Raw genomic sequence first — 19,129 nt, forward strand, 5'->3', positions numbered from 1 at the left:
CAGTTTTAAAAATCAAAAGCGTAAGCAAATAGGACGAGAAACCAAAATTCGGTTTCTCGTCCTATTTGCTTATACAGAGGCTAGTTATGTCACAGCCCCTTTTTAGTCACCACTGCTGGTTAAAGGTTTTGCCCCTTTTCCCAAGTTGTGTTTGAAAGTAACAGGCCCTGCTTGACGAGTTGGTCGAAGAGTAGGTGGGTCCGGTGCGAAATTTCACCCGCCGTTTCGGCGTTTGCCGCCGTTAAAAAGGCGGTCATGGCTTGTTTATCTGTGGTCGCAGCATCAGTTTGTGCGACCCGGCCGCGGGCGTATGATTGGCAACCGTCACGGAAAGCGTTGACCGCTTCGGCAAAGTCGTGCCAGTGTGGTTCGATCAATACGGAGAGCGTCTTGGATAACCAGTACACGTTGTTAACGTCAACGGCGTTAGTCGTGTTCTGGTAGTTGGCCGGCGTATCGTTGATATTAGTAAAGAACGGCACGTACGGGGCGTAGGCGAAGAAGCCCATGGCAACCCACTGAATCGCAGCGCGTTCGGCTGGCACGTCGTTACGAATTTGCAAAATGGAAGAACATTGGTTACGGTCCATGGCGATCGAACGGTAACGTTTTTGTTCACGGGTGGTTCCCGAAGCAAAGGTGCCGAACGGATCGTAGGCGGTGCCGTTATAGTGCGATGACAAGAAGAACTGAACGTCTTCAATGGCTAGTTGCTTGCTTGGGTGGCGGAATAACGGCATGTCCTGGTCGGTTGGTTGTTGGTCGATTTCTGGGTTGAATAATTTTTGACCGTACCAGGTCCGTGGCGTGTTGTAGTAGGCGTCGGCCTCACTATGGGTACCAAAAATTTCGCGGAAATTAAAGTGGCCGGGAGTTGGGTTTAAGTGGTAACGGTCAACGAAGTCACTGAGGTCACTGGCCCCCAGGTAGTTGGCGGTATCACTCAAATCCATTTCCTGAACCACGGTCTGGTTAGGCACGATGGCGTAGGTGTCGTCGGGAACCCGGACGGCGCCCCAGTGATGGCCACCAGCCGTTTCAAATAACCAGATTTCGTTTTGATCATTAAAGGCAATGCTATTGCACTCACCAGTGCCGTACTTTTCCAGGAGCGCCCCGAGTCGTTGGACGCCTTCCTTTGCGCTCTTGATGTACGGTAACACCAGGGTGACCATGGCTTCTTCGTCAATGCCGTCGTGAACCAGCGGATCGTAACCGAGTACTCGCGGATTAGTGGCGGTTGTTTCGGTGGCACTCATACCGACGTTAAATTCGTTGATGCCGGCCTCTTCGTATTGGCCATCGTGTTGGTCTGCTTGTGGGGTGGCGGTGTAACGGTACGCGTGGTCGGGTAATGGCACGGTCACGCCGGTCGTCACGGAGTGGTAAGTGGCGTTAACCTGATCATGGGCAGCGTGAACCACGAACTTGATCGGGTTAATCGGGCCGTAGCCGTCTTCGTTGCGGGCGACGATGGTTGAGCCGTCCATGCTGGCTGCCTTCCCAACGAGTATTTCAGTACAATCAGAATCTTTCTTCATAAATGAATCTCCCCCTCGATGATTCCAGTATAGGAGTCTCTTTTTTTTATTCAAATTGTTTAAAATTCAATTGTTAACGATTCGTTCTGACGACGGTGAACGAAAAAAATTGATTTTTTGTGCCATTTCAATTGTGAAAATAAATATATTTGTGCTAATGCATAAAAAATGACAGCACTGTCATTGCCTAAATATCAGCTTTTAGCTAACTTGTGCCAAAATTCCATCTTGTGAATTGATGAGTTTAGTTTTGGCACAACTTATCGTGCCACGGGTCTACCTAGAACTTCTTGAAACCGTTTTCCGCAGCCGATATGATAGAGACGTTGAAAAGAAGAAAGGAGCTTTAAACATGAGTGAAAATGTAAATACAAACGCAACGCCAAGCGCTCCCGCTGCAAAGAAAAAAGTGGGCATTAAGGCTCGCGTTCAAAAATTCGGTAGTTCCTTAAGTAACATGGTTATGCCGAACATCGGTGCCTTCATTGCTTGGGGGTTAATTACCGCCATCTTCATGGCCGGTGGGTGGTTCCCTAACGCTGGCTTAGCTAAGATGATCCAGCCGATGGTTAATTACTTATTGCCATTATTGATAGCGTTTACCGGGGGGAATATGATTGCCGGACATCGTGGTGGGGTCGTTGGTGCGATTGCCACGATGGGGGTTATCGTTGGTTCTACGATTCCAATGTTTATCGGTGCCATGATTATGGGACCTTTAGGCGGCTGGGCCATTAAGAAATGGGACGACGCCGTTAGCGATAAGATCAAGAGTGGGTTTGAAATGTTGGTCAACAACTTCTCAGCCGGAATCATCGGGATGTTGTTAGCCATCGTTGGTTACTTTGCGATTGGCCCAGTTGTTAGCGCTGCCAGCGCTGCAATGGCTGCCGGTGTTGGTTGGATTGTCAAGATGAAGTTGTTGCCATTGGCGAACGTCTTCATTGAACCAGCCAAGATTTTGTTCTTAAACAATGCGATTAACCAAGGTATCTTGACGCCACTTGGGATTCAAGCCGCTGCGGATGCTGGGAAATCAATCCTGTTCTTACTTGAACCGGATCCAGGTCCAGGGCTCGGGGTCTTACTTGCCTTTGCTATCTTTGGTAAGGGTACCGCTAAGGCTTCCGCACCAAGTGCCATCATCATTCACTTCTTAGGTGGGATTCACGAAATTTACTTCCCGTACGTTTTAATGAAGCCAGCCTTATTCTTAGCCGTTATCGCTGGTGGGGTCACCGGGACCGCAACGTTCAGTATCTTAAACGTTGGGTTACGTTCGACGCCTTCACCTGGTTCGATTATTTCATTACTATTGATGTCACCAAAGAGTGTGTCAAACTATATCGGCTTGTTGATTGGGGTTACCTTAGCAACCTTAGCTTCATTCATCGTCGCTGCCATTATCTTGAAGCGTGACAAGTCGGGTGCTACGGAAGACTTAGCCGCTGCTCAAGGTAAGATGAGCGATATGAAGAACGGTGGTAGTGCCGAAGCCGCAACCAGCGATGCTGAACCAGCCGACGTGATTGCTTCTTATAAAGACGTTGATCACATCATCTTCGCTTGTGACGCTGGGATGGGTTCATCCGCAATGGGTGCTTCACTTCTCCGTGACAAGGTCAAGAAGGCCGGCATTGAAATGTCCGTTACGAACACCGCCATTAGTAATCTGAAAGATGAATCTGGTTTATTAGTCATTACGCAAAATGAATTGGCTGACCGGGCCGCCCAAAAGGCACCGCACGCTTTACGTTTATCCGTGGATAACTTCTTGAGCAGTCCGAAGTACGATCAAGTCGTTGTTAACTTAAAGGCGCGGGACCAAGTCAGTGATGAACCGGCTCCCGTTTCGGAAGCGCCAGCAGCTAAAACTGATGATCCGAGCGCGTTACCTGCCGATTTAAACCTGAGCGTGGTTGATGAAATCGTCTTTGTTCATCACGATGGTCATTTAGGTACGGCTACCATGGCAACGTCCTTAATGAAGGACCGGATCAAGAAAGCCAATAAGAACGTCGCCGTTAAGAACTTAGGAATTGACGAATTATCAGACCGGAACAGTCTACTAGTTGTTTCGAGTGCTGAAGCCGCCAAGAACTTACGTAATCGTTACACGCAAGTCCAGATCCTAGTCACGGATGACCTATTGAGCTCACCTAAGTATGATAAAATGGTATCAGAATTGAAATAATTCAATATAATACCATTTATATGAGGTGGCTCCATGGTTAAGTTCACACAGCGTCAAGACGAGTTGTTGCAACTACTAATTGCAAATCCGACCGGGCTCTCAATGAGTCAGATTGAAACCGGTCTCAGTAGTAGTCGCCGGACGATTTATCGCGAGTTTAATAATTTAGAACTGGTCTTAGAAAACGCTGATTTGAAAATTGTTAACGTTTCCCATCGCTTCCGCTTAGTTGGTGATGACGCCGCGTTAACGGCGTTTAAAAGCCAACTTACCGCGGGTCACGACATTGCACCGGCTTTTGATTCACAGACGCGCCAAAACGCGTTGGCGTGCCGGTTGCTAATGTCGGGGCAGTCAATGAAACTTAAGGAACTCGCGTTAGATTTTGATGTTAGTATTGCAACGATTTCGAATGATCTGACGGCGTTATCGACGCCGTTCGATGATTACGACTTGACGATTGAACGCTTGAAGTCACGGGGGATTCAAGTTGCGGGGACCGAAGCAAACATCCGCAACTTGTTTGCCACCATCTTAAATAACGAAATTAATGATTACGAATTTTTCAAAACGATCGGTAAATTAAAACGGGGATTGGCCGTTTCCGCTATTGACGAACAGTCGTACTTTCTTAACTTACTAGACGCCGCAACGTTGCTCGTGTGCTACCGGGCCGTTCGGGATCTGAAGAAGAAGTACTTCGCGTCGGTGCCGGACGGGCAGCTCCAGCAATTGATCATCACGCTGACAACCGGGGTGATGCGGTTGCAAAATGGTCACGGGGTGAGCTATCTACGCGGGATTAGCCGTGATAACTTCTTGAAATACCAGCGGATTGCGCTGGCGATTATGACCCAGCTACCGCGGTCGGTTAAAGCCACGATTACCGGTGCTGAAATTGATTTCTTGGCCCAACAGATCAAGGGACTGACCTTCAGAATCGACCAGGACGCGTCATTATCAAATTACGACTTGCAATTAACTTACCAGGTTAAGAAGTTCATCGACGCGGTTGCGGAGTACTTTCAATGGTCGTTTGGGACCGATGACCGGTTACTCAATAACTTAACGGCCCACATGCAGATTGCGTTGCAACGCAACGGGGTCAACGGTCCGGTACCCGCAAGTCCGGAGTTAAAGGAAGTTCGCGAGCAGTATCCCAAGTTATATTCGGCAGTGGTTCGTGGTTTTGACCGCTGTTTCCCGGATCAAGATTTTAAGGCGGATGAACTAACGTACTTGTTAATTCATTTTGCCAGCACGTACGAAATGCAGCTTAGTCACCAGGTCTTAAGGGTGTTGGTTCTTTGCCCGAATGGGATGACGACCGCCCGGATTTTAAAAACCCGCTTGGCGCGTCTGATTCCAGAAATCACCACGATTAAAGTGGCTCGCATTGGCAACTTAGGTCACATTAACCTGCAAGATTTCGACATGATTCTCTCAACGACGGCGTTACCAGGATTTAAGCTGAATTACCGCGTTGTTAGTCCGTTGTTGTTGGAAAACGAAGTGAGTGCTTTACGCGATTACATTCACCAGTATTTTCCGAGTACGCAACGGGTTGACACGGATGCAGTTACGCCGAGTTCGACCGGACTTGACTTTGACAAGGTTTATCAGCGGATGACAACCGCCAAACAAATTTTGAATCGATTTACGATCGTCCCGATTCGTAACGGTGACGACACGGTGGCCGAAACACTCGTGAAAGTCACTAAGCACATCGATTCTGAAATTGTTCACGATCCCCTAGAAGTCGCGGGGCGGTTGTTACACCGCTTGAGCCTGGCGCCAGTTGGTATCCCCAACACCAACTTGGCGTTAGTCCACACGTTAAGTCAACAGGTCAGCGCTCCGTACTGTGCCATCTTTGAGCTGGATCAGCCAATCACCTTTAAGAGTATGGATGATAGCGAAATTCGGTTACAACGGATCGTCTTAATGCTTGGTCCGGAAAGCATCAGCGATTTTGAAAATCGGTTGATGGGTAAGTTGAGCGCGTTAGTCATCGAGAGTTTGAGCAATACCCAAACCTTTATGACCGGTAATCGCCAACAACTATATCAGTTAATTAGCAAGGCATTTTTAAACGAACTAACGAAATAGAGTAGGTGAACAGAATGGAAGCTTTAGATAAGAAAATGATTGCGTTGGACCGCCAAGTGGCCACGCAAGAAGAAGGCATCCGCTTAGCCGGTCAATTATTGGTTGATGGCGGCTGTGTCGGGCCGGAATACATTGACGCGATGCAAGCGCGGAACAAGGATGTCTCCGTTTATATGGGTAACTTCATTGCCATCCCGCACGGTACGCAAGATGGCATGAAGTACATCAAGAAGACTGGGATCTCCGTGGTCCAAGTCCCAACGGGTGTTAGCTGGGGCGACCCTGGCAATGACGACGATGACAAGACCGTCACGGTTATCTTCGGTATTGCCGGGTTGAACGGCGAACACTTGAACCTTTTATCTCAGATTGCTGTATACTGCAGCGATGTCACCAACGTGGCGAAATTAGCGGACGCTCAATCTGAAGATGAAATCATAAATCTATTAAAGGAAGTTGATTAGAATGTTAGACGTACATTTTGGTGCAGGTAATATTGGTCGGGGTTTTATTGGCGAAACCTTGGCTGACAACGGCTTCAAGATTACCTTCGTTGATGTTAACGAAACCTTGATTGATGAATTAAATAAACGCAATGAGTACACCATTGAATTGGCTGCAGAAGGTCAAAAGCATATTGAAGTTCACGACGTTAAGGGCATTAACAACGGCAAGGATCCGAAAGCAGTTGCCGAAGAAATTGCCAAAGCTGACATGGTCACGACCGCGATCGGACCTAAGATTTTGAAGTTCATCGCGCCACTGATTGCCGACGGGTTAAAGTTACGGCATGCGAACAACAACACGACACCAATCGACATCATTGCTTGCGAAAACATGATCGGTGGGAGTCAATCATTAAAGAAGTCCGTTTATGAATCATTGGACGACAGTGAACAGGCTTGGGCTGACGAAAATGCCGGTTTCCCAAACGCCGCCGTTGACCGGATCGTGCCGCTTCAAAAACACGACGATCCCCTGTTCGTTTCCGTCGAACCATTCAAGGAATGGGTCGTTGACAAGTCCCAAATGAAGAACCCGAAGATCCAATTGAAGGGTGTCGACTACGCGGACGACTTGGAACCATACATTGAACGGAAGTTATTCTCCGTTAACACCGGCCACGCAACCGTTGCTTACACTGGTAACATCAAGGGCTACAAGACCATCGGTGAAGCCGTTAAGGACGATAGCGTTGTCGACCAAGCTAAGCGCGTCTTAGGCGAAACCGGGGACTTACTGATTCAGAAGTGGGGCTTTGATCCTGAAGTTCACCACGCTTACCAAAAGAAGATTTTAAGCCGTTTTGAAAACCCGTATATCTCTGATGATATCGAACGGGTTGGTCGGACGCCAATTCGGAAGTTAGGCTTTGACGAACGGTTCATTCGCCCAATTCGCGAATTGAAGGAACGTGGGCGTAGTTACAGCGCGTTAGTTGATACTGTTGGGGAAATGTTCTTCTTTAACTTCCCGAACGACAGCGAAAGCGTTAAGTTACAACAAATGTTGAAAGACGAACCGATCGAACAAGTTATCCGTGAAACGACCAACTTGGAAGACGCGGACTTGATCAACGAAATTAAGGCTGCTTACGAAAAACATTTAGCTGCCGTTAAATAAAAATCAATAAAAAATACCGGATCAACAAACCGCCATAGTTGATTCGGTATTTTTGTGATTAACGGGTTATTTGTTCCAAAATTGCCACCAGGGCTTTGCTGCTTGCTGCTGAGCGCGTTCGTCCTGCCGGTCCAATTGAGCCAGTACTTGATTAAGCCGTGTATTAAGTGAGTCTAGGCGCCGGATGATAATGTCCTGTTGCCGGGCTAACTCGGCGTTGCTGGGTCCCGGAGCTGGTGTTGCCGGCGTGGAACTGGTCGTAGCTGTTTTAGGCTGGGGCTTCACCGGAACGGTGACCGTAATGGCGGGCTGCTTCGTCCCGAACGTCCGGGCCAACGCTTCGGCCAGGGCGACCCCTTGCTCGGACAAGTCGATGGCCGCTTGGAAAGTGGCCAAGTCGGCGGTGCTATACTGACGGTGGCCGTTGTCGGTGTCACGAAAGCGGGTCTCGTCAGCGAGTTGCTTTTCAACCATCGTGCTGTACTTACGTAACGTGACGGCCTTGATGCCGAGCTGCTTAGCCGCGGCTGAGGCGACTAACGGGTGGTCTTTAGTGGTTGCCATAAGAAAAACTCCCTTCGTATATCGTTTCTATAACGCTATTATAGCGAATTGAGGGCTGCGGTGGAACTAATATGCGTTTGGTAACGAACTTTTAAGCCGGTCGCCGGCTTAAAACATGCTATCATAAAGCGTAATCTTAATAGAATTGAGGCAGTACGCATTATGATTGAACCAGTAAACGAAACGACTTTTGACACCGTTGCGGCCGGTCAGGCCCTGACCGTGGTTGATTTTTGGGCGGACTGGTGTGGGCCGTGTAAGATGCAGACACCAGTGTTAGAAGCCTTAGACGAAGCCTACGACGGTCAGATCAAGTTCGCGTCACTCGACGTTGATCAGTACCAGGCTGTTGCGGAGCGCTTTGAAATTATGAGCATTCCGGCGTTGGTCATTTTCAAAAATGGTCAACCGGCGGAAAAGGTGGTTGGCTTTCACCCGCAAGCGGCGTTGAAAAAGTACTTGAATCAAAAATTAGCCGAAGTAACGGCAACAGAATAGACGCTAGCCAAGGAGGACCTAGTAACGTAGGTCCTTTTATTATGTAATTTATTTTTGTAATAAATGTTAACATCTGTCAAATTAAAGTCTATTAAAAATTTTGGGTTAAAACGGGTGAATATAAGCAAGTTTGGACGGAAAAATTATTAATAATTAAAACGGAGTGGTCGTATGGATATAAATGGGTAACGCCGTGGTACATTAGACTTACGTTTTAATCGTCTGAGGGGGGACGCTTATGAATAAATTGATTTGGGCGCTACGACTGGGGATCGTCGCCTTTGGTGGATTGCTGATTTTCGAATCGCTACACGCGCCGAAACCGGCACAGCCACGCGTTTACGTGGTGAACCCGGCTGAAACAATCACGCCGAAAACGCCACAAGCACACCAACGGATTCAAGCAGTGCAAAACATGTTGACGGAACCGGTCGCCGTTTTTCGTTAGACTGAATACACAATAATAAAGAATGACCGCTTAGAAGAAAGCCTTCCAAGCGGTCGTTCTTTATTAGGTCTTACAGGTAGTCGTAGATCGTTTCAATCAAGTCGTCGCTGGATGAAATTAATTGCCGGTTCAGTGAAATTAAATAACTCGGATTTAACGGGTTAACGATATTATGAAAGGTATCTTGAATGAGACAGCCAGTTAGTGTGATGGTTTTATCGTGATTTTGGACGATCACGTTGAAACTATGCGCGCCGTTGGTGACGATTACGCTGGCGCCGGTTAAATGCGTCAAGTTTAGGCCCAGTGCCGCGGTCGAGTCGGTCAGTCCAATTGCCCCAGTCTTTTTAATCAATTGCAAACACTGATCGATGCGCTTTAGCGCGGTGTACATTGAAAATTTGGATGCGTGCATCGAATTACGCCGTAAATAAGGTCCCACAACTAAGTTCATTAAAAGTCCCCCAACCTTTATTGATAGCTCCAGCATACTGGTTGGAAGTGGTTTGTGCGAAAATATCGACGGATTGGGTGCGTTAATTGGGTCACCTTACCGGTTAGCTTTGTTTAATTGCCTAACAACGCGTACCTGGTGGAATAAAAAAGTAGGTGCGGGCAAGCACCTACTTTCGTTTCCATATGATAATCAACCAAACGGACGGCCAAAGTTAGCCGGTGTTAATGCGCACCAGCTAGTCGTCTTTTGAAACGCGCGCTCAAGTTACGATTAATTTTTTTGCGGCTTTAAAGGTTTCCGCGACGAAACCGCCAGTTCTGGGAACCAGATGGCAATCTCGTGGTGGGCGTTCTCACGACTATCAGAGGTATGAACGATGTTCCGTAAGATCCCGTCCGCGTAATCGTGGGCAAAGTCGCCGCGAATCGTTCCCGGTAGCGCGTCGGCTGGCCGGGTATTGCCGGCTAAGCGGTGCACGGCTTTAACGACGTTGGTCCCACTAACGATGATTGCTACTAACGGCCCTTCCATCATGTACGTTGCGATTTCGTTGAAGTAGGGTTTCTCGACTTGTTCATTATAGTGAGCTTCGAGCTGCTCCTTGGTTGCTTTCACAACTTTGAGTGCTGAAATTTGGAACCCTTTGCGTTCGAGTCGCGAAATGATGTTACCAATGTGACCTTCCGCAACGCCATCTGGTTTAACAAGAACGAGTGTCTTTTCTGAATTTGCCATAACGTAGAACCTCCTCAAGCAAAGTAAGCGCTTTTTTAATTAAATTGTAGGTGAAATCGCTGAGTGCGTCAACTATATTTCCAAGCTTTCTGAAACAACGCGGTTGGTTCCGCTTTCGCTTTTCAAAGTAAACCCGCTATAATGGGGGTAAGTTTATAAAGAGGGATTGATTTTATGCCACCACTTGATTTAACACATATTCGACAACGGCATACGGTTGCCGAATTAATTGCACTCGGTAAGGCGCGCCGACAAAAAACGTCGTTTGAACAACTCGGGACGTTTATTCCGGTCGACAGAAACGCGGGCGACTACTTGCGGCGGGTACGGGCCATGCTGGTACCGGAGCTCTTACCGTTACGGCGCGAGCGGATGGCGGCCTCGGCCTTCGCTTTTTTCCGGGGGTCGGTTGAATTGATGGACGATGATTTGGACTATCAGCGGACTAGCGATATCCCCGCCGTGGTTTGTGGTGATGCGCACGTTGGTAACTTTGGCTTCTACGCCTCGCCTGAACGCCGCTTGGTCTTTGACCTGAACGATTTTGATGAAGCGGGTATCCACCCGTTTGAATGGGATTTGCGCCGCTTGTTAGTCAGCATTATTTTGGCGGCCCGCGACGTTGGCTTCAAACCGAAAAAGGTGGATAAGCTGGTACGAACGGCCAGTGCGAGTTACCGTGAAGCCTTGGCACAGATGTTCGACCAAACGACGCTGGACCGCTTTTACCGCGATAACGAAGTGCAGGCCGTCTTGAATTTCGGTGGGGATACGCCGGAAACCGTCGACTTTATTGCTGACTTGGTTAAGAAGGCGCAAAAGCGCAATTCGGAACAGGTCGTGCGTAAGTTTACGGTCACCAATAGTCGTGGGGAACGGCAATTTAAAGATAACCCGCCACGTTCGGTGCACGTCGACGCCGCAACGACCCGCGCCATTAAGGACGGCATCAAGGAATACCTACTCAACGTTCGTACCGACGTTGCGCTCTTGTTATCGCAATACGAGGTGACCGATATTATTCGGCACAGTGTCGGGGTCGGGAGTTTCGGGTCACTGTGTTACTTAGTTTTACTGACGAGTACCGATGGTAGCCACATGGTTTTGCAAATTAAGGAAGCCCTACCCACCCGGAAAGTCGGTAGTCAGTCTCGGCAACCACTGACGGCCGCACTCGAGCTCTCCGAAGGGCAACGGATCGTGAGTGCCCAGCGCATCTTACAAGCCACGTCGGACGTCTTTTTGGGTTACTTCCAGATGCAAAATAAGAGCTTTTACGTCCGGCAGTTCCGCGATATGAAGGAATCAATCGATATGACGACCCTCGACTGGGGGCAGTTCTCAGCCTACGTGACGACCTGCGCGATGATTCTAGCCAAGGCCCACGCTCAAAGCCCGACCGCTGCGATGATTCGCGGTTACGTGGGGCACTCAACCAAGTTTGATGAGGCGATGGCTAAGTGGGCGGCCGCCTACGTGCAACAAGTCGAGGTAGATTACCAAGACTTTTTGGACAACCCGTAATCCTTGTAGGATCAATGGTTACCCGATTATTTTAGTATTTCAAGTCATTATGATTGCGCTTTAACGATTGTTTGGTATACTTACTATTAGTAAGTAGATGATAATATTGATTTTGAAAGGATTGTTAAAACGATGACAAAATATGGTGTAATTGTAGGTTCTATTCGTAAAAATTCTTATTCTAAAGGGGTGGCTGATGCGATCGTTGCTGGTTTGCCAGCTGACGCGGACGTGACGTACTTGAACATCGCTGATTTACCGCTTTATAACCAAGATCTTGATGAAAACTCGCCGGCCGCGTACACGACTTTCCGGAAGGCCGTTGCCGAACAAGACGCAATTATTTTTGTCACTCCGGAACATAATCGTAGCATTCCGGCCGCACTGAAGAACGCCCTCGACGTTGCGTCACGTCCTTGGGGTCAAAGCGTTTGGGGTGGGAAGCCGGCCCTGGTTGCGTCACAATCGATTTCGGGCATTTCCGGTGTGCTTGCCAACCACGTTTTACGGCAATCCCTGGTCTTCTTAGACATGCCAACGATGCAACAACCAGAACTCTACATTGCTAACACCGATAAGTTAGCGGATGAAACGGGCAAGATTACCAATGAAAGTACCCAATCATTCTTGGCAGGGGCTGGTAAGCAGTTCAGCGAATTTGCTGCTAAATTTATTAACTAATTAAGACGTGCCAACTTAAAACGGACGTCCTGGTCATTGACCGGGGCGTCCGTTTTTTACACAATCATTATTTTTTCCAGAGGTACTTTGCGTCCATGTCGTGGTCGAAAGAGGATAAGATCTTAGGACCGTCGTTGGTAATGACGATGGTGTGTTCGTATTGGCAGCTTAAGCTACCATCAAGCGTCCGCACCGTCCAACCGTCATCGGCGGTTTCACCGGAACGCCAGTCGCCAATGTTGACCATGGGTTCGATGGTGATGGTCATGCCGGCCTTTAAACGGGTGCCGTGACCCGCTTCACCGTAATGGGGAACGTCGGGCTTTTCGTGCATCGTCGGGCCAATGCCGTGACCGATGTATTCGCGCACGACGCCGTAACCCATTTCGTTTTCGGCGTAATTTTGAATGGCCCAGCCAATGTCACCGATCCGGTTGCCGACAACGGCTTGGTCGATTCCGAGGTAGAGTGACTTCAGCGTCACGTCCATCAACTTCTTAACTTCTGGTGACGGGGTGCCGGCCACGAAGGCGTGGCAGGAATCACTCAGGTAACCGTGGTAATTAATGACCGTATCGACTTTCAGTAAGTCGCCGTCCTTGACCAGAATGTCCTTGCTTGGGCAACCGTGGCAAATCATGTCGTTAACACTGACGCAGGTTGAGTATTTATAACCTTCAAAGTTCAATTCACCAGGGGTGGCGTCGTGGTCGGTGATGTATTCGTACGCGAAATGGTCAACGTCCCAAGTCGTAATCCCGGGTTTAATGTAATCTTCTAGGGCGTGGAAGAGACCAACCATAATGTCGCTGGCTTCTTGCATCCCTTGAATCTCACGATCTGATTTAAGCGTTATCATGTGAGCCTCCAAAAAATATTAAATATATTGTTGTTCAAAAATGTCCACTACTAGTATACAGCAACCATTAACGGGCGACAAAATCGCTTGCCTGAAAGCGGTTGGTTGTCCGGTGGCGCGCGCTTGTTAGCGGACACTAGTTAACCAAACGGCCACTTTTTCAATGAAAAAAAGTCAAAAAAAATAACAAGCGCAAAAAGACCCGCTTGGCGGGGATTCTTCCGGTCGGGGAAGCGGTCTGCTCCCCTGATTTGAAAAAATAAGGCTTTTCATCGTCAAAGATAATGATACAATATATAGTGTTGTTTCGAACGGAACCACTACATATGGTAGTGTACTGTGATAGTTGGCCAACTAAACAGCGACAACCGCAATTTTTTCACGGAAAGAGGAACTTGATTTTGACTCACTATTTGAAATTCTTATCGCACCAATTGAAAGGTTGGCCACAACAAAATTACTACTTATTCTTCTTTAGTTTGGGTTGTCAGGTGATGACTTTAGTCAACGCCCCAATTACAACGTTATCCATTCTAACATTTATCGGAACCACTTTGGGGGTTCTTTGCGTGTTAGCCATCAACGCGGCGAAATCGGTCAACGGCTGGTTAGGGTTGATTTCAGCGGCCTGCTTCATCGTGGTTGGCTTCTCAGCTAAGAACTACCTGAGTATCGGTGAACAGTTAGCTTACGTGGTTACGCTGGATATCCCGGTCTTGCTGAGTGCCGGTTGGAACGTTAACATGGTTTCCAAGATTCGGAAATTTACCGGGCGGACCTGGATCATCGCGATTGTTGCTACCATCGTGGTTTACGGAATCTCCGGTTACCTGATTGGTGCTTTGACCGATGACCCGCGGCCGTGGGTCGATGCGATTAGCTTCGCCATTTGCTTAACTGCCGGTGTAATCTGCTTCTTGCGGTACAACAACCAGTATTTCTGGTGGGTCGCTTCTGGATTGGCACAAATGGTTTTGTGGTTCATTTCGTTCCGGCAGGGTTCGGCAACGCTGGCAATGTTTATTAATAGTTCGATCTACTTGATCAACGATATCCTAGCCTTCACCGTCTCACCTTGGTATAATAAACGTGAGCGTGCGCGGCTGATTGCACAGGAACAGGCCGCCGCTGATGAGGCTGCCACGATTGATTCGGCTAGTTTCAGTACCAACCATTAAAATTAGTTAACCTTGATACACTAAGCGTCCGGATAAAACCGGACGCTTTTTTACGGCTTTTGAAACATGTATAGACATCTCATACAGCTTGTACGGCTTAAAAATATAAGTTAATTAACCGTATAAACGTTGATATATCAGCATTTTAAAAATATTAATCGTTAAGCGTTGACAGCTTATCTAAACAAGTTTATTATCATTTTTGAAAACGTTAACAGAAAGGGGTTGCTTGGATGCTTAACAAGTCTGCGTTAGTGTACGACGATTTAAAGCAAAAAATTGATCAAGAAGTTTACAAACTTGGGACGTATTTGCCAAGCGAAAACCAGCTTTGTGCACTTTACGGTATCTCGCGTGAGACCGGACGCAAGGCCTTAGCCGGATTGGCCGACAACGGTTATATTCAAAAAATTCGCGGGAAGGGGTCGCTGGTCATCGAACACCGCCAGTACGCGTTCCCAGTATCGGGTATCGTGAGTTATAAGGAGCTGGCCCATAAATTGAACGTTACGACGACCAACATCGTTTACGAATTCGAGCCACAAGCCAGCCTGCCGTACGGGTCGTTTGCAAGCCTGGGTGGCGAGCAGACGACGGTACCGGTTACGGCGATTAAGCGGGTCCGGGTCCTGAACGGTGAGCCGGACATTATCGACAAGGACTACATTTTGAAGTCGGTCGTCCCGAACTTACCGCGGCGAGCCGCTGAAGATTCGTTGTACGCCTACTTTGAACAGGAACTCGGGTTAGCGATTAGTTATGCCACTAAGGAAATTACGATGGAACCGGCGACGGCCGAAGACCGCGAACGCTTGCACGTTGATGACAGTATGTGGATCGCAGTCGTGCGAAGTGTGACCAGCTTAGAAGACGCCCGTGCGTTTCAGTATACGGAATCACGACACCGCGCGGATAAATTCCGTTTCCGGGACTTTGCCCGCCGGCAACCACAACCGTTTTAACACGAAAGGAGTCGCTCATGACTGAATTATCGAAACAAGTGATTTACCAGATTTACCCGAAGTCGTTCAAGGATAGTAACGGGGACGGCATTGGCGATTTGCGCGGAATCATTTCAGAGATCCCGTATTTAAAGCGCTTAAACATCGACATGATCTGGTTTAACCCGTTTTTTGTTTCACCCCAAAATGACAACGGTTACGATATTGCGGATTATTACCGGATCGACCCGATGTTCGGGACGATGGCTGATTTTGAGGAATTGGTTGCGAAGTTGAAAGCGGCTGGTATCGGCGTCATGCTCGACATGGTGCTCAACCACACCTCGATTCAACACGAATGGTTCCAAAAAGCGTTGGCCGGTGACGAGAAGTACCAAAAATTTTATTATATTCGGTCACCAAAAGCGGATGGTAGCTTACCGACTAACTGGCAGTCCAAGTTTGGTGGGCCGGCGTGGGCGCCGTTCGGCAACACCGGGTTGTACTACATGCACTTATACGACCCGACGCAGGCTGACCTGGATTGGCACAATCCCGAAGTGCGCAAGGCCTGTGCCGACGTGGTGAACTTCTGGCGGCAAAAGGGGGTTCACGGGTTCCGCTTCGACGTTATCAACGTGACTGGTAAAGCCGAAGCGTTAATCGACGTTCAGCCGGGGGCCAACGAGAAGATGCTCTACACCGATACCCCGGTCGTTCACGATTATTTGAAGGAACTAAACGCGGCCAGTTTTGGTCAGGAAGCCAACAGTGTAACGGTTGGTGAAATGTCATCCACGACGATTCCGAACAGTATCGGCTATACCGTGCCCGACAATCACGAACTGTCGATGGTCTTTAACTTCCACCACTTAAAGACCGACTACGATCACGGCGAAAAGTGGTCGAAAGTGCCGTTCGACTTCGATAAGTTGAAGCACTTATTAGACGAATGGGCGGTCGGCATGAACGACGGCCACGGTTGGCAAGCGTTGTTCTGGAATAACCATGACCAGCCGCGGGCCATCAACCGTTTCGGCGATCCGGACCATTACCGGGTTCGTTCGGCCCAACTCTTAGCGACCGTCATTCACCTGATGCGGGGGACGCCGTTCATCTACATGGGTGAAGAAATCGGCATGACCGATCCGGATTACCAATCGATGGCCGACTACGTGGACATCGAAGCCCGTAACGCTTACGACCACTTGATTAAAACGGGCTTGAGCCCGGCCGCCGCCTTTGAAATCGTGAAAAGTAAGGCCCGCGATAACAGCCGGACCCCGATGCAGTGGAATGGTAGCGCCACGGCCGGTTTTACCACCGGGACGCCGTGGTTGAAACCAACTAACCAAGCGAAAATCAACGTTGAAGCCGAACTCAAGCACGGCGAGATTTTCAATTATTACCAACAACTGATCAAGCTCCGCAAAACGATGCCGATTATCAGCGACGGTGACTACCAGACGTGGCGGCTCGATGACGACCAGGTCTTCGGTTACTGGCGGACGCTCGGTCAACAGAAACTACTCGTCTTAAATAACTTTTATCCACGGGCCACAACGGTTAAAATTCCGGGTGACATGCTGAACGCACAGGTATTGATCAGCAACGCGGCGGTCACCGTTCAACCGGACATGGTCCTACAACCATACCAATCGATTGCACTCTGGCAAAGTTAGAAATGAGGGAATAACATGGGAAACGCACAAACTGTAAAACTATTAACGCCGATCAACGGTGACATTATGCCGTTGTCAGCCGTGGCGGACCCGGTCTTTTCGGCCGGAATGATGGGCTTGGGTTTCGGCATTAAGCCTAGTAACGGAACGGTCGTTGCACCGGTGACCGGGACGGTGACGATGGTGGCGGAAACTAAGCACGCCATCGGCTTTACCACGCCGGACAACAACCTAGAAGTGTTGGTCCACCTGGGTATTGACACGGTCGACTTAAAGGGCGCACCGTTCAAGCTGAACGTGGCGGCCGGGGACACCGTTCAAGCCGGGGATTCAATCGCGACGATGGACTTGGCGGCGGTCGAAGCGGGCAATAAGCAAACGACGGTCATTGTAGCCGTAACTAATTCAAGTGATAAGTTAGCTGAGTTGGATCCCGTAACCGGTACGTTGGAAGCCGGGCAGGTGGCTGCGACCGGCCGCCTAAACGCCAACACGTATAACGCGAAGCGCCAGGGTAAATTACCCAAAGCTGGTAAGTATGACCAGTTAGCGGCCGACATCGTTGAGAACGTGGGCGGGGTCGAAAACATCAATAGTTTAATTCACTGCATTACCCGCTTACGGTTTTACTTAAAGGATGAAAGCAAGGCCAACGATGACATTGTCCGTGACTTGAAGGGCGTCATTGACGTGGCCAAGGCTGGCGGCCAATACCAGGTTGTTATCGGTCCAGCCGTGACCGACGTTTACGACGCGGTCATTAAGCAGATCGGACCGGAATTTTCTAACGACGCCGAAACGGCCAAGGTCGTCGCCGAAACCAACGCGGCGTCTAAGCGGCCGAAGACGGCCTGGGGTACCGTTAAGTGGGGCTTTAGCAACTTAATCGGGGTCATCACCGGTTCGATGATTCCAGTAATCGGGTTGCTGGCTGCTTCCGGGATTTTAAAGGGTATCTTAGCCGTTCTGATTACCTTTAAGTTTGTGAGTGATACCGCCCCGACGTACGTCATCATCAACGCGATGAGTGACTCGGTCTTTTACTTCCTACCAATCTTCGTTGGTTTTACGGCGGGCAAGAAGCTGGGTGCCGACCCGGTGATCATGGGAATCGTCGGTGGGGTGCTGACCTACCCGTCGATCGTGGCCTTAGCGGGTGGTAAAGCCACCAGCACGATTTTAGGAATGGGCGTTAACGCCGACTTCTTCGGTTTGCCAGTCCACGTGGCGTCCTACACCTACTCAATTTTCCCAATGATTGCGGCCGCCTGGTTAGCAAGTAAGTTGGAACCGTGGTTGAAACGGGTGATTCCGGCCGTTTTACGGATGATTTTCGTACCATTGATCGAAGTGGTCGTGATTTCCGGTGCCATCCTATTATTCCTGGGACCAATTATTACGGTCCTATCCACGGCGTTAGCTAACGGGATCGTGGCCATTTACAACCTTAGTCCGGCCATTTCGGGCTTGATTATCGGTGGTTTCTACCAAGTGCTGGTTATCTTCGGGTTACACTGGGCGATTATTCCAATCGTGGCCAACGACATTGCAACCACCGGCCACAGTTACCTCAACGCCATCGTTTCCGCAACGATGGTCGCACAGGGGGGCGCCGTTTTAGCGATTGCTTTGAAGTCGAAATTAGCGAACATTCAAGAATTAGCTTGGCCGGCTACGATTTCCGCGTTCTGCGGGGTCACCGAACCGGCGATGTACGGGATTAACTTGAAGTACGGGCGGGCCTTCGTCACGGCCAGCATCGGGGCCGCGGTCGGCGGGTTACTGACCGGGTTGATGCGGGTCAACATGTGGGGCTTTACCGGTTCACTGATTGGGTTCACCTCGTTTATCAATCCGAAGGGCTCCGACTTTAGTTTCTGGGGCTTCTGGATTGCGTCAATCGTGACAATCATCGTGTCCTTCACACTGACTTGGATGTTTGGCTTTAAGGATGAAGACGCTGCGGCGGTTAAAGTTGCGCCGAAGAAGCGTCACTTGGGCCAAGCGGCTTAATTAAAAATTGACCTTAAAAAGGGGGCACCGCTACAGAATCAGCGGTGCCCCTTTGTTTGTGAATCATAATAGTCGAAACGTG

At 49.1% G+C, this 19,129-nt stretch carries 17 protein-coding genes; 12 read left to right on the top strand and 5 right to left on the bottom strand.

Features of this window, described 5'->3' with window-relative positions:
* Positions 1-119: 119 nt before the first annotated feature.
* A complete protein-coding gene (locus FFM82_RS09665; protein ID WP_137645632.1) occupies positions 120-1,541 on the bottom strand; it encodes a C69 family dipeptidase in 1,422 nt (473 codons plus the stop codon).
* Between the two features lie 352 nt (positions 1,542-1,893).
* On the opposite strand from FFM82_RS09665, the gene FFM82_RS09670 reads away from it, so the two are divergent.
* The 4 genes from FFM82_RS09670 to FFM82_RS09685 are packed head-to-tail and all read left to right on the top strand — an operon-like array spanning position 1,894 to position 7,467.
* Entirely contained in the window at positions 1,894-3,735 is a 1,842-nt protein-coding gene (locus FFM82_RS09670; protein WP_137645633.1) for a PTS mannitol transporter subunit IIBC, read from the top strand.
* A gap of 33 nt (positions 3,736-3,768) precedes the next feature.
* Positions 3,769-5,844 (top strand): BglG family transcription antiterminator, encoded by a 2,076-nt coding sequence (locus FFM82_RS09675; RefSeq protein ID WP_137645634.1) that lies wholly within the window; start codon positions 3,769-3,771, stop codon positions 5,842-5,844.
* 14 nt (positions 5,845-5,858) lie between these two features.
* A complete protein-coding gene (locus FFM82_RS09680) occupies positions 5,859-6,308 on the top strand; it encodes a PTS mannitol transporter subunit IIA (RefSeq protein ID WP_137645635.1) in 450 nt (149 codons plus the stop codon).
* Between the two features lies 1 nt (position 6,309).
* Positions 6,310-7,467: a mannitol-1-phosphate 5-dehydrogenase gene (locus FFM82_RS09685; protein WP_137645636.1), complete on the top strand. Its 1,158-nt coding sequence runs from the start codon at positions 6,310-6,312 to the stop codon at positions 7,465-7,467.
* A gap of 66 nt (positions 7,468-7,533) precedes the next feature.
* Here FFM82_RS09685 and FFM82_RS09690 read toward each other — a convergent pair whose 3' ends face one another.
* On the bottom strand, positions 7,534-8,031 hold the full coding sequence (locus FFM82_RS09690; RefSeq protein ID WP_137645637.1) for a MerR family transcriptional regulator: 498 nt from the start codon (positions 8,029-8,031) through the stop codon (positions 7,534-7,536).
* Between the two features lie 123 nt (positions 8,032-8,154).
* On the opposite strand from FFM82_RS09690, the gene trxA reads away from it, so the two are divergent.
* Both trxA and FFM82_RS09700 read left to right on the top strand, forming a co-directional pair.
* On the top strand, positions 8,155-8,529 hold the full coding sequence (gene trxA / locus FFM82_RS09695) for a thioredoxin (RefSeq protein WP_371852250.1): 375 nt from the start codon (positions 8,155-8,157) through the stop codon (positions 8,527-8,529).
* Positions 8,530-8,767: 238 nt separating this feature from the next.
* Positions 8,768-8,977, top strand: coding sequence for a hypothetical protein (locus FFM82_RS09700; RefSeq protein WP_137645639.1), 210 nt, complete (start codon positions 8,768-8,770; stop codon positions 8,975-8,977).
* 70 nt (positions 8,978-9,047) lie between these two features.
* Here the strand turns inward: FFM82_RS09700 and FFM82_RS09705 are convergent, their stop codons facing one another.
* Together FFM82_RS09705 and ndk are read right to left on the bottom strand one after the other, a co-directional pair.
* Complete coding sequence (locus FFM82_RS09705) at positions 9,048-9,431, bottom strand: hypothetical protein (RefSeq protein ID WP_137645640.1); 384 nt, start codon at positions 9,429-9,431, stop codon at positions 9,048-9,050.
* A gap of 273 nt (positions 9,432-9,704) precedes the next feature.
* Positions 9,705-10,169 (bottom strand): nucleoside-diphosphate kinase, encoded by a 465-nt coding sequence (gene ndk / locus FFM82_RS09710; protein ID WP_137645641.1) that lies wholly within the window; start codon positions 10,167-10,169, stop codon positions 9,705-9,707.
* A 174-nt stretch (positions 10,170-10,343) separates the two neighbouring features.
* On the opposite strand from ndk, the gene FFM82_RS09715 reads away from it, so the two are divergent.
* Together FFM82_RS09715 and FFM82_RS09720 are read left to right on the top strand one after the other, a co-directional pair.
* Complete coding sequence (locus FFM82_RS09715) at positions 10,344-11,693, top strand: DUF2252 domain-containing protein (protein WP_137645642.1); 1,350 nt, start codon at positions 10,344-10,346, stop codon at positions 11,691-11,693.
* Positions 11,694-11,825: 132 nt separating this feature from the next.
* Positions 11,826-12,374 (top strand): NADPH-dependent FMN reductase, encoded by a 549-nt coding sequence (locus tag FFM82_RS09720; protein ID WP_137645643.1) that lies wholly within the window; start codon positions 11,826-11,828, stop codon positions 12,372-12,374.
* Positions 12,375-12,441: 67 nt separating this feature from the next.
* On the opposite strand, the gene map is transcribed toward FFM82_RS09720, so the two are convergent.
* Positions 12,442-13,233: a type I methionyl aminopeptidase gene (gene map / locus FFM82_RS09725; protein WP_137645644.1), complete on the bottom strand. Its 792-nt coding sequence runs from the start codon at positions 13,231-13,233 to the stop codon at positions 12,442-12,444.
* Between the two features lie 395 nt (positions 13,234-13,628).
* Between map and pnuC the strand changes: the two genes are divergently transcribed.
* The 4 genes from pnuC to FFM82_RS09745 all read left to right on the top strand — a co-directional run bounded on the left by pnuC (position 13,629) and on the right by FFM82_RS09745 (position 19,047).
* Complete coding sequence (gene pnuC, locus FFM82_RS09730; RefSeq protein ID WP_137645645.1) at positions 13,629-14,411, top strand: nicotinamide riboside transporter PnuC; 783 nt, start codon at positions 13,629-13,631, stop codon at positions 14,409-14,411.
* Between the two features lie 233 nt (positions 14,412-14,644).
* The gene (treR, locus tag FFM82_RS09735; protein ID WP_137645646.1) at positions 14,645-15,373 is read left to right on the top strand and encodes a trehalose operon repressor; all 729 of its coding nucleotides are present in this window, start codon (positions 14,645-14,647) and stop codon (positions 15,371-15,373) included.
* Positions 15,374-15,390: 17 nt separating this feature from the next.
* Positions 15,391-17,034: an alpha,alpha-phosphotrehalase gene (gene treC / locus FFM82_RS09740; protein ID WP_137645647.1), complete on the top strand. Its 1,644-nt coding sequence runs from the start codon at positions 15,391-15,393 to the stop codon at positions 17,032-17,034.
* Positions 17,035-17,049: 15 nt separating this feature from the next.
* Positions 17,050-19,047 (top strand): PTS sugar transporter subunit IIABC, encoded by a 1,998-nt coding sequence (locus FFM82_RS09745; RefSeq protein WP_137645648.1) that lies wholly within the window; start codon positions 17,050-17,052, stop codon positions 19,045-19,047.
* Positions 19,048-19,129: the final 82 nt, after the last annotated feature.

Source organism: Lactiplantibacillus plajomi (assembly GCF_005405405.1).
GTDB lineage: Bacteria > Bacillota > Bacilli > Lactobacillales > Lactobacillaceae > Lactiplantibacillus > Lactiplantibacillus plajomi.